The 23,695-nt window shown below is 73.6% G+C and carries 17 protein-coding genes; 3 read left to right on the top strand and 14 right to left on the bottom strand.

The features are described 5' to 3' along the window. The 4 genes from WMF29_RS44260 to WMF29_RS44245 all read right to left on the bottom strand — a co-directional run bounded on the left by WMF29_RS44260 (position 1) and on the right by WMF29_RS44245 (position 6,721). The gene (locus tag WMF29_RS44260; RefSeq protein WP_437326057.1) at positions 1-846 is read right to left on the bottom strand and encodes a hypothetical protein; all 846 of its coding nucleotides are present in this window, start codon (positions 844-846) and stop codon (positions 1-3) included. Between the two features lie 370 nt (positions 847-1,216). Continuing rightward, entirely contained in the window at positions 1,217-2,581 is a 1,365-nt protein-coding gene (locus WMF29_RS44255; RefSeq protein WP_437326056.1) for a prolipoprotein diacylglyceryl transferase family protein, read from the bottom strand. A gap of 16 nt (positions 2,582-2,597) precedes the next feature. Continuing rightward, on the bottom strand, positions 2,598-3,083 hold the full coding sequence (locus tag WMF29_RS44250; protein ID WP_437326055.1) for a hypothetical protein: 486 nt from the start codon (positions 3,081-3,083) through the stop codon (positions 2,598-2,600). A 2-nt stretch (positions 3,084-3,085) separates the two neighbouring features. Beyond that, complete coding sequence (locus WMF29_RS44245; protein WP_437326054.1) at positions 3,086-6,721, bottom strand: eCIS core domain-containing protein; 3,636 nt, start codon at positions 6,719-6,721, stop codon at positions 3,086-3,088. A gap of 416 nt (positions 6,722-7,137) precedes the next feature. Between WMF29_RS44245 and WMF29_RS44240 the strand changes: the two genes are divergently transcribed. The 3 genes from WMF29_RS44240 (at position 7,138) to WMF29_RS44230 (ending at position 12,181) form a co-directional block, all read left to right on the top strand. After that, positions 7,138-7,806 carry a hypothetical protein gene (locus WMF29_RS44240; RefSeq protein WP_437326053.1) on the top strand — a complete coding sequence of 223 codons (669 nt, stop codon included), beginning with the start codon at positions 7,138-7,140 and terminating at the stop codon, positions 7,804-7,806. Positions 7,807-8,181: 375 nt separating this feature from the next. Further along, entirely contained in the window at positions 8,182-10,005 is a 1,824-nt protein-coding gene (locus WMF29_RS44235; protein ID WP_437326052.1) for an eCIS core domain-containing protein, read from the top strand. 25 nt (positions 10,006-10,030) lie between these two features. Further along, positions 10,031-12,181 (top strand): ATP-binding protein, encoded by a 2,151-nt coding sequence (locus WMF29_RS44230; protein WP_437326051.1) that lies wholly within the window; start codon positions 10,031-10,033, stop codon positions 12,179-12,181. A 197-nt stretch (positions 12,182-12,378) separates the two neighbouring features. Here WMF29_RS44230 and WMF29_RS44225 read toward each other — a convergent pair whose 3' ends face one another. From WMF29_RS44225 to WMF29_RS44180, 10 genes are all read right to left on the bottom strand, one after another. Then, positions 12,379-12,870, bottom strand: coding sequence for a hypothetical protein (locus WMF29_RS44225; RefSeq protein WP_437326050.1), 492 nt, complete (start codon positions 12,868-12,870; stop codon positions 12,379-12,381). Next, positions 12,860-15,223 carry a glycosyltransferase gene (locus WMF29_RS44220; RefSeq protein WP_437326049.1) on the bottom strand — a complete coding sequence of 788 codons (2,364 nt, stop codon included), beginning with the start codon at positions 15,221-15,223 and terminating at the stop codon, positions 12,860-12,862. Before WMF29_RS44220 ends, WMF29_RS44225 begins: the two co-directional genes overlap by 11 nt. Then, entirely contained in the window at positions 15,220-15,636 is a 417-nt protein-coding gene (locus tag WMF29_RS44215) for a hypothetical protein (RefSeq protein ID WP_012240971.1), read from the bottom strand. Before WMF29_RS44215 ends, WMF29_RS44220 begins: the two co-directional genes overlap by 4 nt. A gap of 14 nt (positions 15,637-15,650) precedes the next feature. Next, complete coding sequence (locus WMF29_RS44210; RefSeq protein WP_437326048.1) at positions 15,651-16,160, bottom strand: hypothetical protein; 510 nt, start codon at positions 16,158-16,160, stop codon at positions 15,651-15,653. A gap of 71 nt (positions 16,161-16,231) precedes the next feature. Beyond that, entirely contained in the window at positions 16,232-17,641 is a 1,410-nt protein-coding gene (locus WMF29_RS44205) for a hypothetical protein (RefSeq protein ID WP_437326047.1), read from the bottom strand. Between the two features lie 87 nt (positions 17,642-17,728). After that, positions 17,729-18,214, bottom strand: coding sequence for a DUF4150 domain-containing protein (locus tag WMF29_RS44200; RefSeq protein WP_272096004.1), 486 nt, complete (start codon positions 18,212-18,214; stop codon positions 17,729-17,731). 12 nt (positions 18,215-18,226) lie between these two features. Further along, the gene (locus tag WMF29_RS44195) at positions 18,227-19,297 is read right to left on the bottom strand and encodes a hypothetical protein (protein WP_437326046.1); all 1,071 of its coding nucleotides are present in this window, start codon (positions 19,295-19,297) and stop codon (positions 18,227-18,229) included. Further along, on the bottom strand, positions 19,294-20,316 hold the full coding sequence (locus WMF29_RS44190; protein ID WP_437326045.1) for a DUF2169 family type VI secretion system accessory protein: 1,023 nt from the start codon (positions 20,314-20,316) through the stop codon (positions 19,294-19,296). The genes WMF29_RS44195 and WMF29_RS44190 overlap by 4 nt, the downstream gene beginning before the upstream one ends. 2 nt (positions 20,317-20,318) lie before the next feature. Further along, positions 20,319-22,430: a DUF2169 domain-containing protein gene (locus WMF29_RS44185; protein WP_437326044.1), complete on the bottom strand. Its 2,112-nt coding sequence runs from the start codon at positions 22,428-22,430 to the stop codon at positions 20,319-20,321. Further along, positions 22,427-23,656 carry a TIGR02270 family protein gene (locus tag WMF29_RS44180; RefSeq protein WP_437326043.1) on the bottom strand — a complete coding sequence of 410 codons (1,230 nt, stop codon included), beginning with the start codon at positions 23,654-23,656 and terminating at the stop codon, positions 22,427-22,429. The genes WMF29_RS44185 and WMF29_RS44180 overlap by 4 nt, the downstream gene beginning before the upstream one ends. Between the last annotated feature and the right edge of the window lie 39 nt (positions 23,657-23,695).

Here is a 23,695-nt window from a genome sequence, read left to right as displayed (position 1 = left end):
TCAGCGTGTGGCGCCGTTGAGGTCGGCGCCCGCGAACAGGAGCTTCGCGACGTAGGGGCGGCCTTCCCAGCCGCGCCACGTCTCCTGGATCAACACCGCCACACGGGTGTCATGGGGGCTCCGAAGGTAGCCGGGAGCGGTCACCTCCACGGGGCCGATGCTCGGCGTCCCGGTCTCGTCCGGCGTCTCCGGCGACCCGCTGCGGTGAATCGTCGTGGTGCCTCGTGGGGTCGTGATATCGACTCGATAGCTCGTGATGTGGGCAAACCCGACAGGGGAGTCATCGCCGACCGTGGTGGTGTGGATCTGGACGCGCGGCCCACCGCCGTCAGAGGTCGAGAACGGCCGCAGCGCGGGCTCGTTGCTCCGGACGATACCGAGCTCGTGCAGGCGGGCGGAGAGCATGCCGCCGCGGGCCCGCCACACAGCCTGCAAGCTCGTGAGCTGATCGGGATCCCCCTCGCGGATCTCTCCGGATTCGTAGCGGTGCTCCCACGTGATCCGATGGGTGGCCAGATCCTGGACGATCAGGTGGAAGAAGTAACATCCACAGGCTTCGTCGGGTGGCTCGTAGACATAGGCGAACAGGCCGCTGCGCGACCAACCCAGAGGAAAGACGCGGCCCGGGAGGAGCACCGCGTTGGGGCGCTCGAACTCGGCGAGATCGGGGACGATGAGCTGGACGGGTGGCTGGGCGTCCCCGGGAATGCCGACCCGGGCGGGGATGCTGGCCTGGACGGAGGACGCCGCGGGCGGCGCAGGCTGGCTGCCGTGGCAGGACACGCACCCCACCAGCACCAGGGCCGTCACGAGGGCCGGGCGGGCACGCGCCGCGAGGGACTTCATTCCTTCAGGGTATCCGATCCGCGGCGCGCCTGCACGCGCGCGCTGAAGACACCCTATCTCTTCGGCCTGCTCGGCGGCTGTTCGCGGGTGTTCTGCCACGCGCAGCGGTACCTCGACTGCGAAAGTATCGAGAGCCTCGTGCACGGCTTCAGCCACGGGATCCAGAAGCGGGGGCTGCGGCGCGGCGCCTACAGCGATCGTGGAAGTGCCATGAAGGCCGCCGAGATGCGGGAGGAGCCCGAGCGGCTCGGCATCGTGCGATATCTCATGCTGCCGAACAGCCCTCATCAGAACGGCAAGCAAGAGCGCGCAGAGATCGTTGACCCGCGCTCGGGCGGCCAAGGAGAGGCCGGCCAGACGATGCTCCCGATCACCGCTGCGCGTCACCCCCAGCTTCGGCGTCGAAACCGCGCGACGCGCTCGAGAAGCGCCCTCGCCGGAAATCGACCTCCGAGCGCGACGACGGCCCCTGACGCCCCTGCTCCGGCGTCGCCCGAGGGAGATCGGCTTCAGCGCGCGGCGCGGCTTCGGCGAGGGCATCCTCAGGGGCGCGCTGCGCGTCGCGGGCGACGCGGAAGTAGAGCGCCCGCTCACGCGGGCTGTCGTCCGCCAGAAGCCGCGACGTCACCCTGGTCACGAGCAGCCCGCCCTCGATCCAGCGCGTATGGTCGGGCGAGAGCCCCGGGAAGGCGCGAGCCGCGAGCGCGCACACCGCCTGGAGATCGCGCCGCCCTCTCGGGACATGGAGCGACACGAGCCGATCGCTCGGCGCGTCGCGCGGGGTCGAGACGACGACCGACACCCCCGCCGACGTACGATGAAGGCGCGGCGCGTCCGAGCGCTCCACCGACGCCACGAAGTCGCGCACCTCGGCGACGTGCGCCGGCGCGAGGAGCACCCGCGTCGGGTCGGCGACGATCCGGTACGCGAGCACGAGGGCGAGCAGCGCGGCCAGGCACGCGGCCGCGGCGAGCATGCGAGCATCGCGGGCGCCGGCGGCGCCATCGACGAGCACGACGGCGAACGCGAGCTCTGCAATCGCCATCCAGCGGCTGGCCGAGAATGTGAGGAACGTCGGGCGCTCGTCGCCGCGCAGCCCTTCGAGGCCGAACCGGAAGACGGCGTACGACGCGAGGAACCAAGCGAACACCCGCCCTTCGGCGGCGAAGGGGAGCCCGACGAGCCCGACGAGCCCGATCGCGACGAGGCCGGTCGCCTCGAGGAGCTGCACAGGGAAGAGGCGCACACCGACGAGGTGCTCCGGCAGGCCGCCTTCAGCGATCGATGCGTCGTAGACGATGCCGACGGAGCTCGGGCGGCCGTGGCAACAGCCGACGACCAGGCAGCCGAGCCGCCCCGACGCGAGGAAGAAGGCGAGGCCGAGGCTGACCGCGTCGAGGTAAGGCAAGACGGGCGCGCCCATCGCGTGGAGCGTCGCCGCCGCGCACGCTTCGGCGATCCAGACGTGCTCGAGGAGCACGAGCGTCTCGCGTCCCGTGACCGCGCGACGGATCAGCGCCCATCCGAAGAACGACAGCGCGCACGCCGCCGAGACCGCGAGCGCGACGAGGAGCGAGCCGGCGCGAAGCACCGAGGCGCCGACCATGACGACGAGCGCGAGGTAATAGCCGGCGATTCCCAGGCTCCGGAACGCGGGCACCTCGCGCGCATGGCGGCCGAAGACGACGCGCGGAAGTCGATCGAAGCTCGCGTTCAGGAAGGGCACGGAGGACACGGCAGCAGCGTGAGCGTCACGGGAGGTCGAAGTCGCACGCGACGGCCCATCCGTGCGCCTCGGCCCAGGAGAGCGCCCGGCGGACGTCATCCAGATCGTCGATCACGCGGAGCAGGCCGTGGCCGCTCCGCGCGAGGAGCATGCGACCTGCGCTCTCGACGCAGACGCCGGCGTCGAGGAGCGGCTCGGCGGCAGGGCGGAGGGGGCGATCGGCGTCGTCCACGCACACGCGCAGGCGAGCGCCGACGTCGTCGACCAAGGCGCAGAGCGGCGAGAGCTCCGACGCGGCGAAGCGTCGCTCCTCGGGCTCCGCAGCGTCGTTCCGCTCGATGAGCGCGCGCGCGACCGGGTGCAAGCGGCCGAGCGCGTCGGAGAGGTCGAGCGCGTCGTGGACGCGAGCGCCGCCCCCGTCGACCACCCTGGGGATGCCGTCTTCTTCCGGCAGGCGCGGCGGCGCCGCCCCGCCCGGCGGCAGGAGGAAAAGAGAGAGCTCGATCGCCATGGCTAGTACCGTCCCGAGGTGATGAGCTGACGCTCGACGAGGAGCTGCGCCAGATCGCGTATCTGGCTTCGTCCGAATGGCACCGCGGCCGTGTAGCCCCTCCCCCCCTGGGGCCCGATCGTCTGCTCCACCGCCGCGCCGCCGGGCGCCTCGGTCAGCTGTCCCGTGAGATCCACCTCGGTCGCGCCGTCCAGCGCGGTGACGCGGGTTATCCGAGCGAATGCAGGTCGACCGTCGATGGTGACCTGCGGCAGCCCGGCCGCGGTCGGGCCGCGAATGACGGCGAGGGCGCTTCGATTCTGAGCCGCTGCGTCGGCAGCCTGCGTACGGCCCGCCTTCACGTTGGCCACGGTGTGCACTTCGATCGAGGTGCCACGGGAAATGACAGCGGCGTAGTCGAGCTCGGTGATGTCGGTGTTCACGAGCGGGCGCCCGTTCCTCCGGGCGAACGGCGTCGTGCCCGCGGCGTCGATGAACGCGTCCCCGACGAACCGGATCCGGCGCAAGATCCGGCCTCCCGGCGGCACCGTCACGCGGACGCGCGCCAGCCATTCGGTCACGACCCCCTCGAACTGCGGCGCGCTCCTGGCGTCGAGCCACTCGGGCGAGCTGAGGATGCCGGCGGTCTCGAGCTGCGTCGTTTCGGTGACGAGCGCGGGGTCGGCGGCCGCGCGCAGGCGCCCCGTCCTGCTCAGGTCGAGGAGGAGCTCCTGGGCGGACGCCTGCGCCCCGGGGCGCGCGAGGAGGTCTCGCACCTGGCGCCGCACCTGCGTGAGCGCCCACGCGAAGTCCCGCGTCGGTTCGCGCGCCAGGTGCTCGGTCATCATGCGGAGCAGCATCCGCTGCGCTTCCGCGCGAGTGACGGAGAGCTCGGTGAACAGCAGCTGGACGTCGGCGCCCGTCGGGTCGATGCGGATCTCGCCGGCCGGGCGCTCCCGGAAGAGGATGGGGCGCTCGCTCCCGAAGCGTGCCTCCACCGTACGCAAGCCCGTCGCCGGATCTTGCGTCCTCGTGACGATCGCGCCGGCGGCCCTCAGCGCATCGTAGAGCAACCCCGTCGTCCCTGACGCGTACGTGTGGCTGCGCGACCCCGCGCGCTCGAGCGCGACCGCCTCCGGGATCCCGAGCGCGCTCGCGAGCAGCTCGGAGCCTGTCGCGTCGGCCATGTCGCGGATCGTGTCGAGCTCGTTCCGCAGGTCGTCGAGGTTGAAGCGCCGATCGGCCTGCACCTCGCGCATGAGCGCCTGGAACTCGCGCTCGAGCGCCTCCAGGCGGCCGCGCGCCGCCTCGATCTCGGCGTCCGGCGCCCCGCGCTGCTCGAGCGCCGCGATCTCGGACTGCAGGCGCGCGCGCACCGCCTCGAGCCCGGAGAAACGGAGCCCGTATGCGTCACGGAAGCGGCGGAGCGCGGAGTCGGGCCGAGAGGCCGTCCAGCGCTGCACGACGCGCAGGCCGACGGAGAGCGCCACCATCGTGAGCACGTTCTCCGCCGTCATCTGGCCAAGCTCGGCGCGCGACGGCCACCGGCCGCGCTCCGCGCGGAAGCGGAGGATCCCGTACCCCTGGAGGATCGGGAACGGCGTGACGAGGTGAACCGGTCCGGAGAGCACCTCGAGCTCCGCGACGCGGAGGCCGCGCGTCGTCGCGGCGCCGGTCGCGCGGAGAACGGTGAACAAGCCTGCGTTCCACGCCAGATCGCGGAGCACGCTGCCGAACGTGGGTCGGTCTCCGAAGAGGAAGGTGTTGAGCGTCGTGTTCACCCCCGTGAACACGAGCGTCTCCAGCGCGACGGTGCCGGCAAAGCTGAGCGCGCCGCGGACCGTGATCCCCGTCGCCGCGGCCCGCGCTCCGCCGGCGAAGATGCCTCCGACGCCGCCGGTCGCGAGCGCCGCGATGTACGCGACCCCGATCCGCGCGATGAGCTGCGTCGTGCCCATCATCCCCGGGAGCGCGCGGTAGAACGTGTCGAGGTGCTGGTCCTCCCGGACGCTCGTCACGCGGGCGCGCAGGTCAGCGACGTTCCCGGCGTAGAACGCGAGCCGGATCGCCTCCATACGATCTCGGATGCGGTTCATCGCGCTGACGGTCGGGGTGTCCAGCACCCCCGGGCGGCTCCGGAGCATGAACTCGAACGCGCGGAGATAGCGGTCGTACTGCTCCATGCCCTCGAGTCCGAGCTGCACGAGCTCGGCTTCGCTCGCGAGGGTGGACGCGGACGTCGACGCCGTCCTGCGCGCCTCCAGCGCGTCGAGGCGCGTGCGCATCTCCTGCACCCAATCGCCGAGCCGCTGCGACGGGAGCAGGTGTTCCCGGTTGCGCGCCGCGTGCCGCTCGATCGCGTCGAGATCCACGTTCACGAGCGCGCGCGGCAGGCGCTGCGCCGCGGCTTCCGCGGCGTTGAAGGTGGCGCGCGCGTCGGCTGCGAAGAGGTGGCCGAGCGCCTGCATGTAGCTGGCCCGCACCGCGGACACGGCGCTGAGGTGCTCCGAGCGGCCCGCGAGCGCGCGCTCCTGCTCGTCGAGCAAGGGGAAGATGGTCTCGAGGCGCTCGAGGATCTCGAGGGCGGTACGGACGCGCTCGGCGTCGACCGTGCCGCCGACGAGCTGCGTGCGCGTGCGCGCGAGCTCGGTTCGCGCTCCGGTGATCGCCGTCGCGAGCGCGGCGTCGGACGAGCGCTCGCTCGCGAGGCTATCGAGGCGCTCCGCGACGAGATCGAGCTCCGACTGGAGCGCGGTGAGCCCCTGGGGGGGCGTGGGCGCCGCGCTGGACCCCGGCAGCGAGACCGCCGGCTGCGCTGTCCCCGTCGCGACGGGCCCCTGGCTCGACCCGACGGGCCCCTGGCTCGACCCGACGGTCCCCTGGCTCGCCGCGGCGTCGGGGACGCGCGCGGGCGGAGCGCTGGTGGCGGTCGCCTGGCTCGCCTCCTCGTCGGCGTCGCCCCCGCAGCGGTGCAATCCGAGCGGGCTCACGAGGCGCGGGCGCGGGCTGGCGCGCGCGTCGTCCAGCGCGGCGGCCGCGACGCCGTGCTGCTCGGCGTGCGCGTGGAGCTCCGCCAGGCTCGCGTCGCCCGCGCTCAGCGCGCGTCGGCCAAAGAGGCCCATCGCCGTGCGATCCGCGTCGCGCTCGAGCGCCGCGGCCCCTGCCGAAGCGCCCCGGGGCGACGGCCGCTGCTGCGCGGCGTGGGCGAGCTCATGCAGGAGGAGGAGGTCGCGCGGGATCGCCGGCGGCGACCCGAGCACGATGTCCGACCCGAAGGACAGCGCATGCGCGCCGTGCCGGGCGGCGACCGCGGCGGCCGCTGGACCTTCGTGCACGCGGATATCGGCGAGCGGCAAGCCGAGATCGCGCTCCACGTCGCCCTGGAGCGCCGACGCGACCGGCCGCCCCGGTCCGAGCGTCGCGAGATCGCGCGGGACGGCCGGCCCCGGGCCGGGCGGCGTATCGAGCGCCCCGCTCGCGCGCCACCTGCGCACGGAGAGGCGGATTCGCTCATCGACGGCGGAGAGATACCCGTCCAACGTGGGCTCGCGGGGTCGCGCGTAGACGCGAATGGCGCGCTCGAGATGCTCGTCGGACGCGTTCACGTAATACGCGAGCCACGCCTCGATGAATGGACACCCCTCCGCGGTTCGCCCCACGTCGCGCAGCTCGGCATCGGCGGCGGCGCGGACACGGGACTCCAGGCGACCTCGAAAGCCGCGCATGTGCACCGGCGAGACGACGCCGTGGGCCTGTGGCGACGCTTCGGGCGTCTCGGCGCCTACACGCGCGCTCCTGACCTGCGTATCCCGCGCGTCGGAGCGCGCCGCATTGGCCGCTGTTATCGTCTCGCGCACGCGGATGCAGCATAGATCAGCGCGTCGGCCCTCGCGAGGACAAAGGCCGGCTCCCGGCGCGGGATCGCGCCATAGCCACATCCGTAGGAGATCCGTACAGGCGAGGCGTCGGCGTCGACGAACACGCGCGCCTTTCCTTGATGGATCGGCCGTTTGCGCGCCGGCGCCTGGAGCCGCGTGTCCTCGATGCGCGGAGCGCCGCTGGTGTATGTTCCACCGTGATGGTACAAAGCGCGTCGATGGGGAGGGCGGCGTGGGGGACGCACGGCGCATGGACGCTCGTTATCGCGGTCAGCGCGCTGTCGTCCGCGTGCGGACATGCGCGCGGACGCACGCCGCCTGGGGCGCGGCCGCCGGAGCCGTGCACGCTCGAGCGCGTGATCCCGGAAATGCTCTCCGGATCGGAGCCTGAGGCGCGCGGCGCAGCGCAGGAGCTCCGCGACGACGCGCGCCGCGGCGTCTGCGGCCATGCCTGCGCCGAGCAGACCCGCGCACGCATCCTCGACGCATCGAGGGCGCGGAGCCCGTTCGTCGCTGTCTGGACGGGCAACTTCACCGATGGATCCGGGCGGCGCTTCGCGGTGATCGGACGAGGCGCGGGGGACTCGTACCGCATTGCATGGCTCGAATATCGGCTCGCAAGCGGGTCCGACGCGCACGGCGCGCAGCGGGGCCCGAGCCACGAGCGGATCGTGGCGCGGGACTGCTCGACCCTCGTCGATCTCCGCGACGAATGCGGTCCGAGCGGCATGCACCGCCTCTGTCAGAGCGCGACCTCGAGCCGCGCCGAGGTCCTCGACCTCGGCTGCGTCACCGATACCGAGCGCGCGATCTGCGACCAGCCCATCGCCGGCCCGGAACCGGAACCGGAACCGGAGAAAGACTAGCGCATATCGCGCGTCGACATCGGTCTGATACGCTGTTACCGTATATCCATGTTCGATGTCCGAGAGCTGGCTCGAGGAACGCAGCCCGCGATCGCGAATCGCGCGGTGCGCGCGCAGCCCCCCCTCTGGCGGGCGCCGTCTCCGGGAGCGACCCGAGGCGTGAGCGCGGCAGGAGTGGAGCCCGGGGCCATCTCCGCGGCCCCCGTATGCGGCGAATGCTCTCGACAGCGCTCCTCCTCGGCGGCGCCGCGCGGCGACACGCCCTCTCCGCGTGCGCCCGGGGGCGTCACGCTCGCGCGACGCTTCTCGGCTCCGCCGTCTCCCGCCAGCGAAGGCGCCGCGCGCGCGGTTCAACCGAAGCTGAGGGTGGGCTCCGTGGACGACCCGCTCGAGCACGAGGCGGATCGGCTCGCGGACGCGGTCATGCGGATGCCGGCGCCTGCCCGGGATCCGGCCGCGCCGCCCGCGCGCGGCGAGAGCGCCGCGGCGGCGCCGGCGCCCGTCATCCGCCGCAAGTGCGGCGCATGCGCCGCGCACGAGGAGGAGCAGGACGGGGTCGTCCTGACCAAGCCGGACGCGCGCGGACTGGCGGCCGCGGGCGCTGGCGCGGCAGCGGCGGCGGTCGCGGAGGGCGGAGCGCCCATGTCGCCCGGCGTCCGGAGCTTCTTCGAGCCACGCTTCCAGCACGATTTCTCGCGCGTGCGCATCCACGACCACGCGCGCGCGGCCGACGCGGCGGACGCGATCCACGCGCGCGCCTTCTCGCTCGGCGACGACATCGCCTTTGCGCGCGGTGAGTTCGCGCCGGCCACACACGAAGGAGCGAGGCTCCTCGCGCACGAGCTCGCGCACGTCGTCCAGCGGCAAGGCGGCGCGGGCCGCAGCGTCATCACCCGCCAGGCGGCCCCGTTCCGACAGAGGAGGTTCCAGGATCGCTCGGGCGGTGGCACCACGGACTTCGTGGAGACCGTCCAGAGCGCGCCCACCCGGTCCGGGGACACCATCTCGGGCACGGTCCATCGGGAAGAGTTCGCGCCCGCGGTGGGGAGCGCTCCGCAGCAGAGCATCAGCCAGGGCGAGGTCGCCGTGCAATTCGACGCGCAGACTTGCCAGATGAGGCTCCCGTACAAGTTCAACTTCGTCCAGCAGGCGACATCGGGGACCCCGGGCATCTGCGAGGAGCCGGCCAGCACGACCGCGGTGACCCCGCTCTCCGCCGCGCGGGTCCAGGAGATCGGGCGCGAGTACGTCGCCGCGGTCAACGCGGGACTGCGCGACCAGTTCACCGCGCGGATCACGGGGTGCGAGAACAACTGCGCCAACCGAGACATCGAGATCGTCCCCGCGGCGACGCTCGATGCCTCGAGCCCGAACAGGACCGTGAACGTCGTCAATCGCGGCGGGCGCGGCGACGCCGGCACGATCTGCGCGCGGGACATGAACACCGGATTCGTCGTCCACGAGTCGGGCCACCAGCTCCTCGGGATGGGGGACGAGTACCGCGAGGACGATCCCGCGGTGCGGCAGCGCGTCCCTCAGTGGGCGCGCGACGAGCGCGTGCGGACCGACCTGACGCAGCTGGGCGACCGCTATAGTTACGGTCGCTTCGCGCAGTACAACGAGCGGCACTTCCGTTTTGCCCAGCTCTTTCTGGAGGCCGCGTTCCCCGGGTGCTCCGTCGCGCTCAACGGGATCACGCGGCGGTCGCCGGACTACCGGCTCGACTTCCTCGCCGGCGGTATGCTTTTTCCCGGGGGCAGCGCGATTGCGCTCGGTGGCGCCTTCACCGTCGGGCTTCCCCTTACGCGCCAACGCCAGCTCGAGCTGCGCCTCGGCGCGCAGGGCATTTATCTCTCGACCCTGCCCCCGCTCTATCGGGAAGCGCTCCTGCTCGGCGCGACGGCAGCGCTCGAGTGGCGCACATCGCCGGCGAACTTCGCCGCCACCTTCGGCCTCTTCGGGACCGGCGGTGTCTACCATCAGTTCCGCGACGAGAGGACCGATCCGCGAGCGCCCGTGCCGGCGCGAACGTCCCCGTATGCCGAAGGCGGGCTCTCCATTGGCCTCACCTCGGGCATGCTCCCGAGCATGCCCAACATCGACCTTCGGGTCGAGGGCGCGCTCGGCCACGAGATTCGGGACGACCCGGCGGCGATGCGCTGGTTCCGCTTCGGCGCAGCCCTGAACTTCACCTTCTGAGGCACGGATCCTCTCGAGCGCTTCGATGATCGCTTATTCCTCTTCGCGCGAGCACCTGCTCGCTGAGATCGATCGGATCGACGCCATCATCCGTCTGTGCGTCTGGCGCGCGCGCCAGGCGACCGGCTCCGCGGAGCTGCTCCAGACCACCGGGGGCGCGCTCGATGACCTCCTCTCCGGTCCCGGCGGGCTGCCGTCGTGGAGCTCGTCCCGCGCGGAGCCGACAGAGAAGTGGTCGAGCGGCTGGGAGGCAATCTGCGCGGAGCTCCGCGAGCGACGCGAGGAATCGCTTCGATCCGGGGTCCCTCTCCGCTTCGTCGAGCTTTGCAGGCGCTTCGGCCTGACGCCGCTCGACGCCGACATCGTCCTCTTGTGCCTCGCCTCGGAGGTCGATCTTCGCTACGAGGAGGTCTTCGCGCTCCTCCAGGGCGATTCGACGCGTCGCCGCCTGAGCGTCGATCTGGCGTTGAACCTGCTTTCGAGCTCGCTGGAAGAGAAGCTCGACGCCGCCTCGCGCTTCTTCTCCGACGCGCCGCTCGTCCGCCACGCGATCGTGCGGCTGCTCGGGGACGACGGGCGCCTGCACGCGCCGTGGTTGGCCTCCACCCTCAAGCTCGACGAGCGCATCGTGCGCCACCTCTTCGACTCCGACGAGGTCGACCCGTCGCTCGCGCCCTTTGTCCGCCGCGTCCGGCGCGCTCCCCGGCACGAGCCCGCGTTCGCGGCCGCGCGCGTCGACGAGCTCGCGCGTGAGCTCGCGCGCTGCGGCGGCGTCGCGCGGTCGCTCCTCGTGCACCTCCGCGAGCCATGCCACGGCGACGGCCTCGACGTCGCGAGCGCCGCGTGCGCGCGCGCCGGCCGCGAGGTGCTCGCCGTCGACGGCGAGCACCTCGCGGCGCTCCCGGATCCTCCGGCGGGGCCGCTGTCGCTGCTCCTGCGCGAGGCCGTCCTGCGCGGCGCGGCGCTCTTCCTCGGCGACGCTGGAGCCAGGATGCCGCGCATCCTCGAGGCGCTCGCCCGCGAGCTGCCGCAGCTGCCAGGGGGGCTCGCAATCTTCGTGTCCCGCGACGCGCCGTGGGAGCCGGAGCCGTCGGAGCGCGTCGACTTCGTCGAGATCGACGTGCCCATGCCGAACGGCGTGGAGCGCGCGGCGCTGTGGCGAGAGGCGCTGCCCGGCTTCGGCGCCGAGATCGACGCCGTCGCGGCCAAGTTTCGCTTCAGCGCCGCGCAGATCCGGGGCGCAGCCGCGGGCGCGAGGCGCCGCGCGCGCCTCCGAGGGGACGAGGACGCGCCCGCGGTGGACGACGTCTACGACGCGTGCCGCGGCCGCTCGAGCCACGCCGTCGACCAGCTCGCGCGGAGGATCCGCCCGCGTTATCGCTGGGATGATCTCGTGCTCGCGGAGGACGCGGTACGGCAGCTCCGCGAGATCTGCGATCGCGTGACCCACCGCGGCCGCGTGCTCGACGAGTGGGGCTTCGCGGGCAAGCTCTCGCTCGGTCGCGGGCTGAACGTCCTGTTCGCGGGCCCCTCCGGCACGGGCAAGACGATGGCCGCGGAGATCATCGCGGGCGCGCTGCGGCTCGATCTCTATCGCATCGATCTCTCCTCGGTGGTGAGCAAGTACATCGGCGAGACCGAGAAGAACCTGTCGCAGATCTTCGCGGCCGCCGAGACGAGCAACGCCATCCTCTTCTTCGACGAGGCGGACGCGCTCTTCGGGAAGCGCTCCGAGGTCAAGGACGCGCACGATCGGTATGCCAACATCGAGACGAGCTACCTGCTCCAGCGGATGGAGGAGTACGAAGGGATCACGGTCCTCGCGACGAACCTGCGGAGGAACCTGGACGACGCATTCGCGCGCCGCATGGCGTTCATGATCACGTTCCCGCTCCCGGAGGAGGAGGAGCGCCTCCGCATCTGGCGACAGGTCTGGCCCATCGATACCCCGCGCGACGCGGAGCTCGATCTGGCGTTCATGGCGCGTCAGTTCAAGTTCTCGGGCGGCAACATCAAGAACATCGCGGTCGCCGCGGCCTTCCTCGCCGCGAGCGACGGCGGGATCGTCACTATGCGGCACGTGGTCCGCGCCACGAAGCGCGAGCTCCAGAAGCTAGGCCGCACGCCGGTGTCAAACGAGTTCGGGTCCTACGCCAACGACGACGCGGAATCATGACGGCGTGCAGCTCCGGGTCACGTCTCCTCCGAAGGAACCCCCGATGTCTCGTATCTCCGTCATCGAGCAAGGCCTCTCCGGACGTAGGACATCCTTGCTGTCCTACGGATGAACGCGAATGCCCAGGTCAGCAGCCCGCGCGGCCCCGAGGCGCACGCGCCGCGCGCTCGGTCACGACAGGCGTGCTCGCGCTCGGCTCACCCGGCCGCGACGCGCAGCACGTCGGACCGGAGGTGGAGGAACGACGCGTGCACATAGCGCACGAACGGCGCCTTCAGGCCGAAGAACGCCGCCAGATCGACCTCGGCCTCTGCGCGGAACATCCCTCGATCCAGCACGGGAGCCTTGGTGCGGAGCGCCCCGCTCGCGAGGCTCCGGCAGGTAGGGGACGCCGACGCCGGGTGGATGGCGACCATGAGCGTGGCGGCCCACGGGGCGGCGACGAGCCGCTCGCCGATGGAGCTCGGGTACCGGTAGCGGAGCGCGAGCACGCCGCCCCGCAGCGCGGCCTCGATGGAAGGCGCCGCCACGGCCGGCGCCGTTGGCGCGGCCTTCCCCGCCGCAGGCGCGCCCCTCGCCCCCGCGATCGCGCCTGCCGCCCCGGGCGCGCCGCCGCAGCCGCCGAGCGCCACGAGGCCGGCCCCCGCGGTGACCTGCGCGATGAACGCGCGCCGCCCCTCACTCGCCATGCGACGGCCCCTGGAGCCTGCGCCGGCGCGCCTGCCCCACCAGCATCCGCGCCGGCGTGATGCGGCCCAGCGCCGCCGCGCTCTCCTCCGCCGTCGGCCGCACGGGGTGACCCGGCGGGAGCTCGGCGACCATGCTCTGCCACAGCGCGAGCGCCCGGTGCTGGTAGATCTGCGCCAGGCTCGATCGCGGCGAGAGGAAGCGCTGGCCGAGCACCATGGCCCTCTCCAGAAAGGCGATCGCCTCGTCGTCGCGGCCGTCGTTCAGGAGGTGGAGACCCTCGTTGTACCAGGGCATCGGATCCGCCGGATCCTCCTCGCGCATGCGCTGATTCGCCTCCAGGTAGCGCGACAGCTTCTCTTCCATGACGCCGTCGTCCTTCAGGAAGCCGTAGTGCTGGATCTCCACGCCGGACGGGCGGACGACCAGCTCCGGGTGCCGGTCGAGGCTCGGCTGCACCGTCTCGTGGACGGCGCGCCCGTACCGGATCCGCGCGTCGTTGCGGAACAGCCGCACGGCGATCGTCATGACGGGCGGGCCGTCCTTCTGATGATTGGCGATCTCGAACGAATAGGCATGGACGTCGAGGTCATCCATGAGCCGCACGACGCGCGGCAGATCCCAGTGGGCGAGCTCCTCGTCCGGGTCGAGGCTCAAGATCCAGGGCCGCGTGGCCATCTCCAGGCCCACGTTGCGCACCTCGGCCAGATCCAGCCGGTCCGTCCGGTGGACGCGAATCCGGTCGGTGAACCTCCGCGCGATCTCGACCGTCGCGTCGTCGCTGCCGTTGTCGACGACGCATATCTCGTCGACGAACGGCTCGAGGAACGCGAGGAACCGCTCCAGCCGCTCCGCCTCGTTCCTCGCGATGATGCAGAGCGATACGCCGGACGCGGGCGCATACCTGCGCAGCGTCACCGTGTTGCTCGCGAGATCGGCCAGCTCGGGGGGCGCGCCCGCGCGCGGCGGCGTGGACGGGTCCGGCCGCCCGTGGAGCGCGAGCCGCGCCTGCCGTGACGCCTCGGTGTCGTAGCCGAGCCGCCGCACGCGGACGTCGGTGAAGCGCCCGCACCCGTCCGGCATCTCGGGGATGCCGCCGCCGGGCAGGCCGCCCCCGGCCCCCCGGGCGACGCGCATGCCCGGCTCATTCCGGTACATGCGGTACCCCGACATGGCCCCGAGCGCGCCGTCCGCCCGGAAGTACGTGCGCGTCGGCTCCCAGAACGTGTACCAGTGGAAGCCGAGCGCCTTGATGTGCGGATCGGCGAGCTGCATGAGGCGCTCGGCGCGCGCGCGGTCCATCTCGAACACCTCGTCGGCGTCGACCGCGATGACCCAGTCCGGGGAGAGCTCCGCCGCCATCTGCAGGGCGCGGTCACGATCGCGCCGTTCATCGACGATCGACGGCAGCTCCGTCCGCTCGTACCTGGTCACGGCGGGGTGCGACCGCGCGATCGCCCCCGTCCCGTCCGTCGATCCGTCGTCCAGCACGACGATCGCGTCGGCGAACCGCGCTGTCGCGTCGAGGCTCTCGCGCAGCGTCGCCTCCGCGTCCCTGACGCGGTACGCGGCCACGAGCCGCGTCTTCCCCGCGCGGCGGGCGCGCCACTTCTCGAAGAAGAGCTCCGCGCCCCCGAGGCCGCCCTGCGCGCCCGGGAACGCCTTGCTGAGCGTGGCGCTCCCCTCGTGGTGCACGTACACGTCGCTCGCGATCATGCACTCGAAGCCGCGCTCCTGCGCCCGCAAGGCGAGGTCGGGGCCCTCGTGGCCCACCGGGAAGAAGCGCTCGTCGAGGCCGCCGATCTCGGCGTAGACCTCGCGGCGCATCATCAGGCAGAAGGTCGAGAGGGCGAACGTCGGCGCCCACCGCCGGCGGAACGCCTCGCGGTGCTCGGCCGCGAGCTCGTTCAGCGCCTCCGGCTGGAACGGCGGCGGGTTCTGCACCTTCTGCGGGCCGCGCGCGCTGTTCGTCACGGGCCCGACCAGCCCGACGCGCCGCGCGCCGGGCACGGCCCGCGGCGCCTCCTCCATGCACTCTCGCAGCCCCTCCAGCCACCTCGGCGTCACCACGACGTCGTTGTCGAGGAACACCAGGTACTCCCCGGCAGCGACCTCGAGTCCCCGGTTCGCGCCGCCGGCCAGGCCGAGGTTCTCGTCCAGGAAGACCGTCTTGGCGGCGTCCCCGAGCCGGCGCGCGACGTCGGTGAGGTAAGCGGGGGTGCCGTCCTCCGAGCCGTTGTCGACGAAGACCACCTCCGCGTCCGAGGGGAGCGTGCGGAGGAGCGCGTCCACACATCGCGCCGTGTACTGGAGGTTGTTCCACGTGACGACGATAACGGAATAAACAGGCGTCATCGGGCACCGGGCGGGGCCATGAGGCGAACCACGTTGGAGACGTACTGGCGATACGCCGCGTGCAGATAGAACGCCCCGACCCGGGGTGCCAGGACGATCTCGCACCGGAAGCTGCCCACGAGGTCCGCGCCCACGTCGTCGATGTCGTCGGGGAAGACGAGCCTCGGCCCGAGCAGAGGCACCGTGACGCCGCCCTGCGCGGGCGCGTAGATCAGCGTGAGAAAGACGCCGCGGAGCACCTCGGCGCGCTCGACCTCGATATCGACGGCGGGCACGCGCGAGCTGCCGTGGACGACGTGGACGAGGGCGCCGCCCTCGACGGTGGGCGGGCCCGGCTGGGCGAGGACGACGCCGGCGCCGGAGGTCGCGGGCGTCTCCGCGGTCAGGCCGAAAGAGACGGATCGGACGAGCATGGGTTCACCGCCGGTCAGAAGTCGATGGCCTTCTTGTCGACGAGATCGATGCCTATCACGTTCGACACGTAGTTCTCGAGGACGAGGTACACATAGACGCTCGGCCGGTAACGGGGCACCGCCACGGCGCAGGGGAAAGCGACGGTGACGTTGAGCCAGGCGCCCTGATAGCCCTCGGACGCGAGGCTCCCGCGGCCCGGCATGGGCAGCGCGGGCTCGGCGAGCTGGTTCGGGCCGTCGCGCTCGCCCGCCGGGAACTCGATGAACGTGTTGCGCGCGAGCAGGGCGCCGCCGTCCGCCTGCTCGATGTCGTGGACGACGAGGACCATCGACTCCTCGACGTCGCGGTAGCGGCTCGCGACGGCGTCCGGGAACAGGAACGACGCCGAGACGTCGAGCTCCACCGTGCCCGCCGCGAAGGACACCCGCGAGATCGCGAGTCGGATGGCCTCCTTGCCGGCCGCGATCTCGGGCGAGCCCGCGTGGGGGGCGAAGCCAAAGGGTGTCCGGGGTTCGATGTCCATGGGGTCCTCTCGACGTGGGTGCGGCGCGGGGCGCGGGGTCGAGGGAGCAGCGCGCCCCCCGCCCGCGAGGTTCAGCCAAAGTGGTTCCAGTTGCGGGAGGTCTGCGCCGGCGTATCGAGGCGCACGCGGCGGATGCGCGGGGCGCACACGGGGCAGAAGACGCCGTCGTCGCGGTTGCTGTGGCCGGCGTGGTAGATGGTGCAGAGCCGCCCACCGAGCGCGGGCCACCAGTCGTACCGCTGGCCCGACGTGGTGGACGGGTCCGGCGTGAGGCCTGCGTTCGTGTTGCAGTGCGGGCCCTGCCCGCCGAACTGGTCGGTGTACCAGCGGGGGTTGGCGAGCTGCGTGGCGAGCGCGACGCCGGTCGCGCTGTACTGCGGCTCCTGCCGGACGGTCTGCCCGATGCCGTGCCCCATCTCGTGGACGAAGGTGCCGAGGACCGCCGTCTCGCTCCGGCCGGGGCCCGTGCACCCGACGACGCAGAAATTGCCCCAGCTATAGCCGTTGATCGAGCTCTTCCAGATGAACGAGAAGGTGAGGTTGTACGTGTTGCCCGGCGTGGCGAGGTGGGCCGTGAGGCCCGGCAGCGTGGTGAGGTTCCAGTTGACGCGGTTCGGCGACCCGGGCGTGAAGGTGAAGTACGCCCGCACGTCGGTGGCGCCGGCCGCCGGCCACGACGCCTGCGCCGTCCACATGAAGTTGTTGCCGTTCGTGGGGTCACGCCACACGGTGCGGAACGTGGTGATGCTCCCGACCGCGTTGTTCGCCGTGGGCAACGCGCGCCGCTCCAGCTGCGTGTAATAGCAGTTCGGCACCAGCAGGAAGGCCATGTGAAGCGGCTTGTCGGTCAGCGTGCCTCCCCCGGGGGGCGCGCCGCCGACGCGCAGGTTGAGCAGCGCGTTCGGGCCGCCGTTCATGAACGGCCAGTCGAAGGTCGGCGAGCTGACCGCCTGCTGCGACAGGCTCTGGAAGTCGACGCGGGCCGAGTCCACGGTCGCGAGCGCCGGGAGGACCGCCCTGCGCTCCAGCTCGATGAAGTGCCGCGCGAACTCGCCCACGAACCGCGGATCGATGTTGTTGTACGTGGCGAGCGTCTGCGCGCCGGAGTACCAGACCGTATAATAGAGCTTTCGCCACGTCTGGAACTCGTCGGTGGCGAGGAACTGCGCCCGCTGCCCGTCGCGCGACGCCTTGATCGTGTACTTGTCGCCGCCGATGTGCGTGAACGTCAGCGTGTTGTCGAAGTGGTGCCCTGCGCCGACCGTCACCCCGGGGGCCGCGCCGTGCGCGAGCCTCGTGCGCTCGGTCAGCGACTGGAATGCGAGGCTCTCGTTGCCCGGGTCGGGCTCGATCCACCAGTCCACGCGATCGCCGGGCGCGACGTTGGGCACCTGGTTGGGCGTGACGCGCAGCTGCCGCACAGGACCGTTCACGCCGGTCGCGGCGACAGGGAGGTTCACGTATTGCTTGATCGTCGGCATGCGAGAGCTCCAGGACGAATCAGCGGGGAGTCCGGTCCATCAGTCCATCAGCGGGCGCGGGTCGAGGCTCGCTCCGCGGCGGCCCCCTCAGAACACCTCGATCTTGTCGACGCCCCAGTCCTTGGGGTTCTCGGGCGCGGGCGGGGGCTCCTCCATGACGATGACGATGAGCGGCGGCTGGATGACCGGCGTGGGCGGGGTGTTCTTGCTGTTGTGGAGCATGAGATCGAGCGCGCGGGCGCAGCCTTTCCCCTCGACCTTGACGTCGAACGAGTAGCTGATGAACTCGGCCTTGTTCATGTTCACGCCGGAGGCGACGCCCCCGTTCGTGCCCGCCTCGTCGCCGCTGCTGCGGGAGAAGTTGCTGTCCTGATGGCAGAGCGGGTTGCCGTCGGCCTTGACGTTCTTCGCGGTGCTCGCGGCGTCGGACGACATGGCGATGTTGGGATAGGGCACGGGGACCGGCGGGGCGGGCGGCGCGGGGGTGAGGCACACGTCCGGGAAAGCGATGGTCATTCCATTGCTCGCGGCGTGGACGACCGTGCGTGAGTTGACTCCTACGGTGACAGGCATATCGCTCCTCCTTCACGCCCTCTTCGCTGCAGCCGAGACGAGGCACACGGCGGCGCGCGTCCCGTCGCCGGAGCCCGCGAAGAGCGCGGCGCGCCCCGCGGGGGACGCGCGCGCCGCGCCTCGCTCGAACGATCGCACGCACGCGGCCGCGAGGCACCCGCCGGTCGCGGCGCCGACGTCGCCGTAGCCGTCGGCGGGGTGCCACAGCGCCCGCACGCCCCCGAGGAGCGCCGGCGCGCGGACGCGCGCGAGCCCCCACTCCTTGGCCCTGTAGCTCTCGCCGTTGAGATCGCAGAGGACCCACGCGGGCGGGCCGCCGGCGGCGCACGCGGCGGCGAGCGCCGCGGCGAGCGCCGCGCCCGAGGGGGGATCGCCGCTCTCGATGGTCTGGGGTTCCTGGCCGACGCCCGAGCCCTCGATCTCGGCCAGGATGGGGGCGCCGCGCGCCTCGGCGCGGCGGCGGTGCTCGACGAGCAGCGCCGCCGCGGCCTCGCCCGGGATGAACCCGTCGAGGTTGCGGCGGCTCTTGAGCCGGCGCGCGTGGTCGAGCGCCTCGAGCAGCCCCACGTCGACCAGGGCGTCGGCGCCGGCCACGATCCAGGGCGTGCCGGGGTCGGCCTCGACGGCGCGCGCCGCGTGGGCCAGGCCGAGGAGCATGGCGGCGTGCCCGTCGGGGGCGAGGAGGCCGCGGGTCACGGCGTCGATGCCGGCGGCGTCCGCGAGCCTCTCCCGGAAGGCGTCGCGCAGCTCGTGGTGGTGCGCGGAGGGGCCCGGCGAGGGGCGCGCGAGGAAGAACGACGCGTCCTCCAGGTCGGCGCGCGCGAGATCGGCGGAGGTCGCGAGGTCCTGGAGCGCCAGCGCGAGCAAGCGGACCGGGAGGTCGAGCGCGCGGGGGAGATCGGTGTACGCCGCGACCACGGAGAAGGGCTCCTCCGGGCGGGGCGGGTCGGCGGGGAGGCAGGGGTAGCTCGGCCACTCGCGGAAGCGCGTGAGGCGAGCGCGGACCGCGGCCGTGGTGGACGCGGCGGTGTCGCCGAGCGCGGTGACCATGCCGGCGGCGGTGATGACGGCTCCGGTGCTCATGCGGGCGCGGGCTCCACCTCGATGCGGCGCACGCGGAAGACATCGCGACCGACGGGCATGGCGCCCCGGTACACGAGCACGGCGCGGAGGTCGTCGGGCTCGAGGACCACGGTGTCGAGGACCAGCGGGAGCGGGCGGCGCTCGGAGTCGATGAGGACCACGGCGCGAGGCGCCGCGGGGGGCAGCGAGAAGCGCTGCGGGCCGAGGGGGCTCAGGTGCACGAGCTCGACCGGCTCGCCGCCGCGCAGGTGCGGCGTGGCCACGAGGCGCGGGTGCGCGCCCTGGTGGTAGCGAGGGTCGAAGGCGGCGGGCAGGAACGGCGACGGCGCAGGGGGCGGCGACCCGGCGGGAGGCGGCGGCGACGAGGGGTCGGGCGCCGTGGCGGCGTAGCGCAGGCGCGGCTGCCAGCTGCGCCCGATGAAGCCGAGGCCGACGGGCTCGGGGCGATCGTCCGGGGAGCGGAGCGGCTTCCTGGGATCTTCGAGGTTCGGCATGGCGAGCTGCGCGGGGTCGACGAGCGAGCGGCGCGCCCGGAACCCGCGTCCGACGGGGTTGCGCGGCTCGACCTCGTGGTCGGCGGCGGACTCGGCGGACTCGTCCCGCCCGCCGAACGCGCGCTCGTACACGAGCGGCATCCGCTCGAAGGGCGCGGGGGACGCGGGGCGGGCCCAGGTGCGGTCGCCGAAGACGGCGATGGTCGTGCGGATCGGGCCGACGCGCACGGAGACCTGGACCTCGGCGTCGCGGCGGCCGGGCGGGTACGCGTGGCCGAGGACGACGACGTCCGTGCCGACCTTGTGCGGCGCGAGATCGCTCTCGTAGCGGACGCTCGAGAGGCCCGGCTCGCCGTGGAAGGCGTCGGCGTGCTGGAGCGGCACCTGCTCGGCCGCGGGCGCGAGGCGGCCGCCGGCGTGGATGGCGAGCGTCGCCTTGACGAGGACGACGAGCACCTCGGCGCCGGCGGCATCGACGTGGACGATGCGCTCGGCGACGAAGGGGGTTCGGTTGCGGAGGTCCATGTTCAGGTGGGCGTGGGCGCGACGTCGGGCACCGAGCGGAGGAACGAGGCGCCGAGGCCGTCGGCCGCGACCTTCGCGGGGCGGCGCTTGCGCGGCGGGATGAGCGGCTCCGACGAGGGGCGCGCGTCCGGGGCGAGGCGCTGCCGGCGCGGGCGCGCGGGGCGCCGGGCAGGGGCGGCGGCGGCCGCCGCGGCGGGCCAGGGTGCGGCGGCAGGCGACGAGTCCAGGGCGTACGACGGCGCGATGCGCGGCTGGGAGAGGGCGTACGACGGCGCGGCGGGCGGCGGCGAGGGCGGCGAGGCGATGTGCGCCGAAGCCGCGGCTGCGCCCGACACCCACGGCGATTGCGGCTCGGAGGCGGCGCGGGGCGCCGCGCCCGACGCCCACGGCGAGGAGCGCTCCGGCGCGGACGGCGCGGGAGGGGGCGCGGACGGCGCCTGGGGAGCAGCGGGAACGGGCGCGGACGGCGCCGGCGCAAACGGCAGCACGCCGGACGCCGCCGCCGGCGATACGAACGGCAGCACGCCGGACGCCGCCGGCGCCGGCGCGAACGGCAGCACGCCGGACGCCGCCGCCGGCGATCGGACCGGCGCCGCAGGCGACGCCGCGGCGGGGGCGGCGAACGGCAGCGCCCACGCCGCCGCGCCATCGCGGGCGCCCGGGGAAGACGGGACGGCTGGCGCGAACGGCAGCGCCCCTGAAGCTGCCCCCGCAGCCGCCGGCGCCACGAAGGGCAGCCCGCCGCGCCGCGGCTCCGCGGGCGGCGTCCCCGCTGCGGCGGGCATCTCCGCCGTGCCAGATCTCTCGAGGCGCGGTCCTCCCACGGAGGCCGCGGGCGACCGGAACGGCAAGGCGGGGTTCGGCTGCCCCTCGTCCGGATCGACCGGCACCGTCCCGGCCAGCGGATGGTCCGCCGCCCCGCGCCCCGCCCGCTGCGGGCTCGCCGCAGCCGACGCCTCCTCCGGATCGAGCGCCACCGTCCCCGCCAGCGGATGCTCCGCCGCGCGCCCTGCCCGCTGCGGGCTCGCCGCAGCCGGCGCCTGCGCCGCTCGCGCCTGCTGCGGCGCCGCCTGCGCCGCTCGCGCCTGCTGCGGCGCCGCCTGCGCCCTCTCCGCGCGGGCCGGCGGCGCTGCCGCGGGGTCCCACGGCACGTCCTCGCCCGGGAGCGCGACCCTGGCCGTGACCCGGACGCCGGCAAGGGCCTCCTCGCCCGGCAGCACCGCGCTGGCGCGCCACACGAGCGAGCAAAGCCAGCGATCGGCGTCGATCACGAGCATGTCGGCGACCAGCGGCAACGCCTGCGGCTGCGCCGCCCCCCCGAACGCGACCCGCGCCTCGGCGACGGGGCCAGGCAACCAGGCCTCGATGCGGTCGAGATCCGGGTGCATCCCCTCGATCAGGATCCACTCGTTCCCCCGGAGATACGGCGTCTGTTGATCGACCGGCGCCGCCTGGAAATACGCCCAGTCGAAGCCGTCCGGGACCACGGGCCACGGGGCCTGCACGCCGCGCGGATCGGCGTTGCCCAGCCGGCGCTGCCGCGCGGGCCAGTGCGCCGCGATCGGCCCGAAGCCGGCCGCGCGGGTAGGCTGCCGGGGATCGATGATGTTGGGCGCGCGGCCGGCGCGCGGATCGACGCCGGCCGGGTTGTCGGGGTCGGCCGGCCCGCCGGGGGCGCGCTCGTAGCCGAGCGGCATGGCGAGGAACGGCTGCGGGGCGCCGCGGCCGTTGCCGCCGCGATCGCCGTAGACGTGCAGGGCCTTGTCGAGGAGGACGGCCGCGTCGAGGCCGACGCGCAGGCGGACCGGGACGAGCGGCGCCGGGCTCCGGCCGCGGGCCCAGGCGTGCCCGCCGAGGAGGACGTCCGCGCGCGGAAGGAACGGGGCCATCTCCGCGGCCGCCGAGATGGCGGCGCGCGGGTCGGCCGCGGCGCGCCCCGCGCGCACGTCCGCCGCGACGATCGGCGCGGGCGGGAGCGGCGACATGGCGCGCTTGTGCTCGAGCTGGAAGGTCGCCTTGACGACCACCGCGAGCATCACCCGCCCCCGGGAGCGGAAGGGGCGCACCGCGACCGCGGCGTGCCCGAGGGCGCGCGGCGCGGGCGGCGCCGTCACGGCGAGGCCCCGAGCGCGGCCCTCTGCCGCTCGACCCGCGCGGTCACGTCGAACAGCGGGCGGCCCGGCGCGCGCGCCGCCCGCTCGAACGCAGCGCCCGCGCGGCGCCGCTGGCCGCCGAGCCGGAGCACGCGATCGAGCGCCCCTTCGTCCAGCGGGCGGCCCTCCACGTGGCGCACCCCCGACGCGAAGCGCCCGCGGTGCGCCGCCCAGAGCGCCCGCGCGTTCACCCCGTGCGGCCACGGGAGCTGCGTGTCCGGGTCCATCTTCACGCTGGCGTCGCGCGGATCGTCGCTCGGCCCGGCGTCGAAGCCGGGCGCCGGGGCCCCGCGCAGCGCCCCCTCGATCGGCGCGCCTGTGATGCGCGAGAGCGCCTCGCCGGCGAGCCGCGCGAGCGGCGCGACGTCCAGCCGGTCGAGCACCCACGGCAGCAGCGCCGGATCGCCCAGCGCCCCCGCCGCGACGAGGCAGACCCGCCCGAGGCCGGGCGACCGCATCAGCGCCTCGATCCGGCGGCGGGCCTCGCCCGGCGGGCTCACGCGGGCGGCGCAGTCGGCCGCCTCCTCGGCGAACGCGCCGCTCCGCCCGGCGACGCTCCACAGCGCCTCGTCCGCGCCGCGCGCCCCGAGCAGCGCGCCGGCCCACGCCGACCAGAAGCGCTCGGCCTCGTCGTCCGAGCCCCACGCGCCGCGGAGCTCACCCGCCAGATCGGCGCGGCCCAGCGCGCCGGCCGCGCGGAAGGCCAGCGCGCGGACCGCCGCGTCGCCGTCGCAGATCGCGTAGCCGAGGAGCTGCCCGGGATCGCGGCGGTGCGCGACGCACGCGGCCAGCGCCAGGCGGCGCAGCGCCGGCGGCTGCGCCCCCGACAGCATCGGCGCCACGATCGCGAACGCGTCGGCCGGCGACGCCCACGCGAGGGCGCCCGCGATGCCGGCGGCGGGCTCGTCCGCCTCCTCCGTCGCGTCGAGCACGGCCGCGAAGCCCGGGTAGTCGCGCGCCTCGACCGCGGCGACGGCCGCCGCGAAGAACGCGCCGGGATCCTTCGTCGAGAGGGCGGCCAGCGTGAGCTCCCAGCCGGGCTCCCCCGCGATCCGGAGCCCATCGAGGTGGGCATCGACGCGCTCCTCGAGCTCCGCGAGATCGGCCAGCGTGTAGTGGTGCGACCTCACGGCCATCTCGCGGAGCTCCCAGAGGAACGACGCCATCTCCGCGTGATCAGCCACCACCTCGTGAACCATCCGCCTCGGCTCCGATCCTGCGCGACG

The sequence above is a fragment of the Sorangium sp. So ce381 genome (assembly GCF_051473845.1).
Classification (GTDB): domain Bacteria; phylum Myxococcota_A; class Polyangia; order Polyangiales; family Polyangiaceae; genus Sorangium; species Sorangium atrum.
Note: the sequence above shows the minus strand (reverse complement) of the source record. Positions and strands in the feature narration are given on the sequence as shown.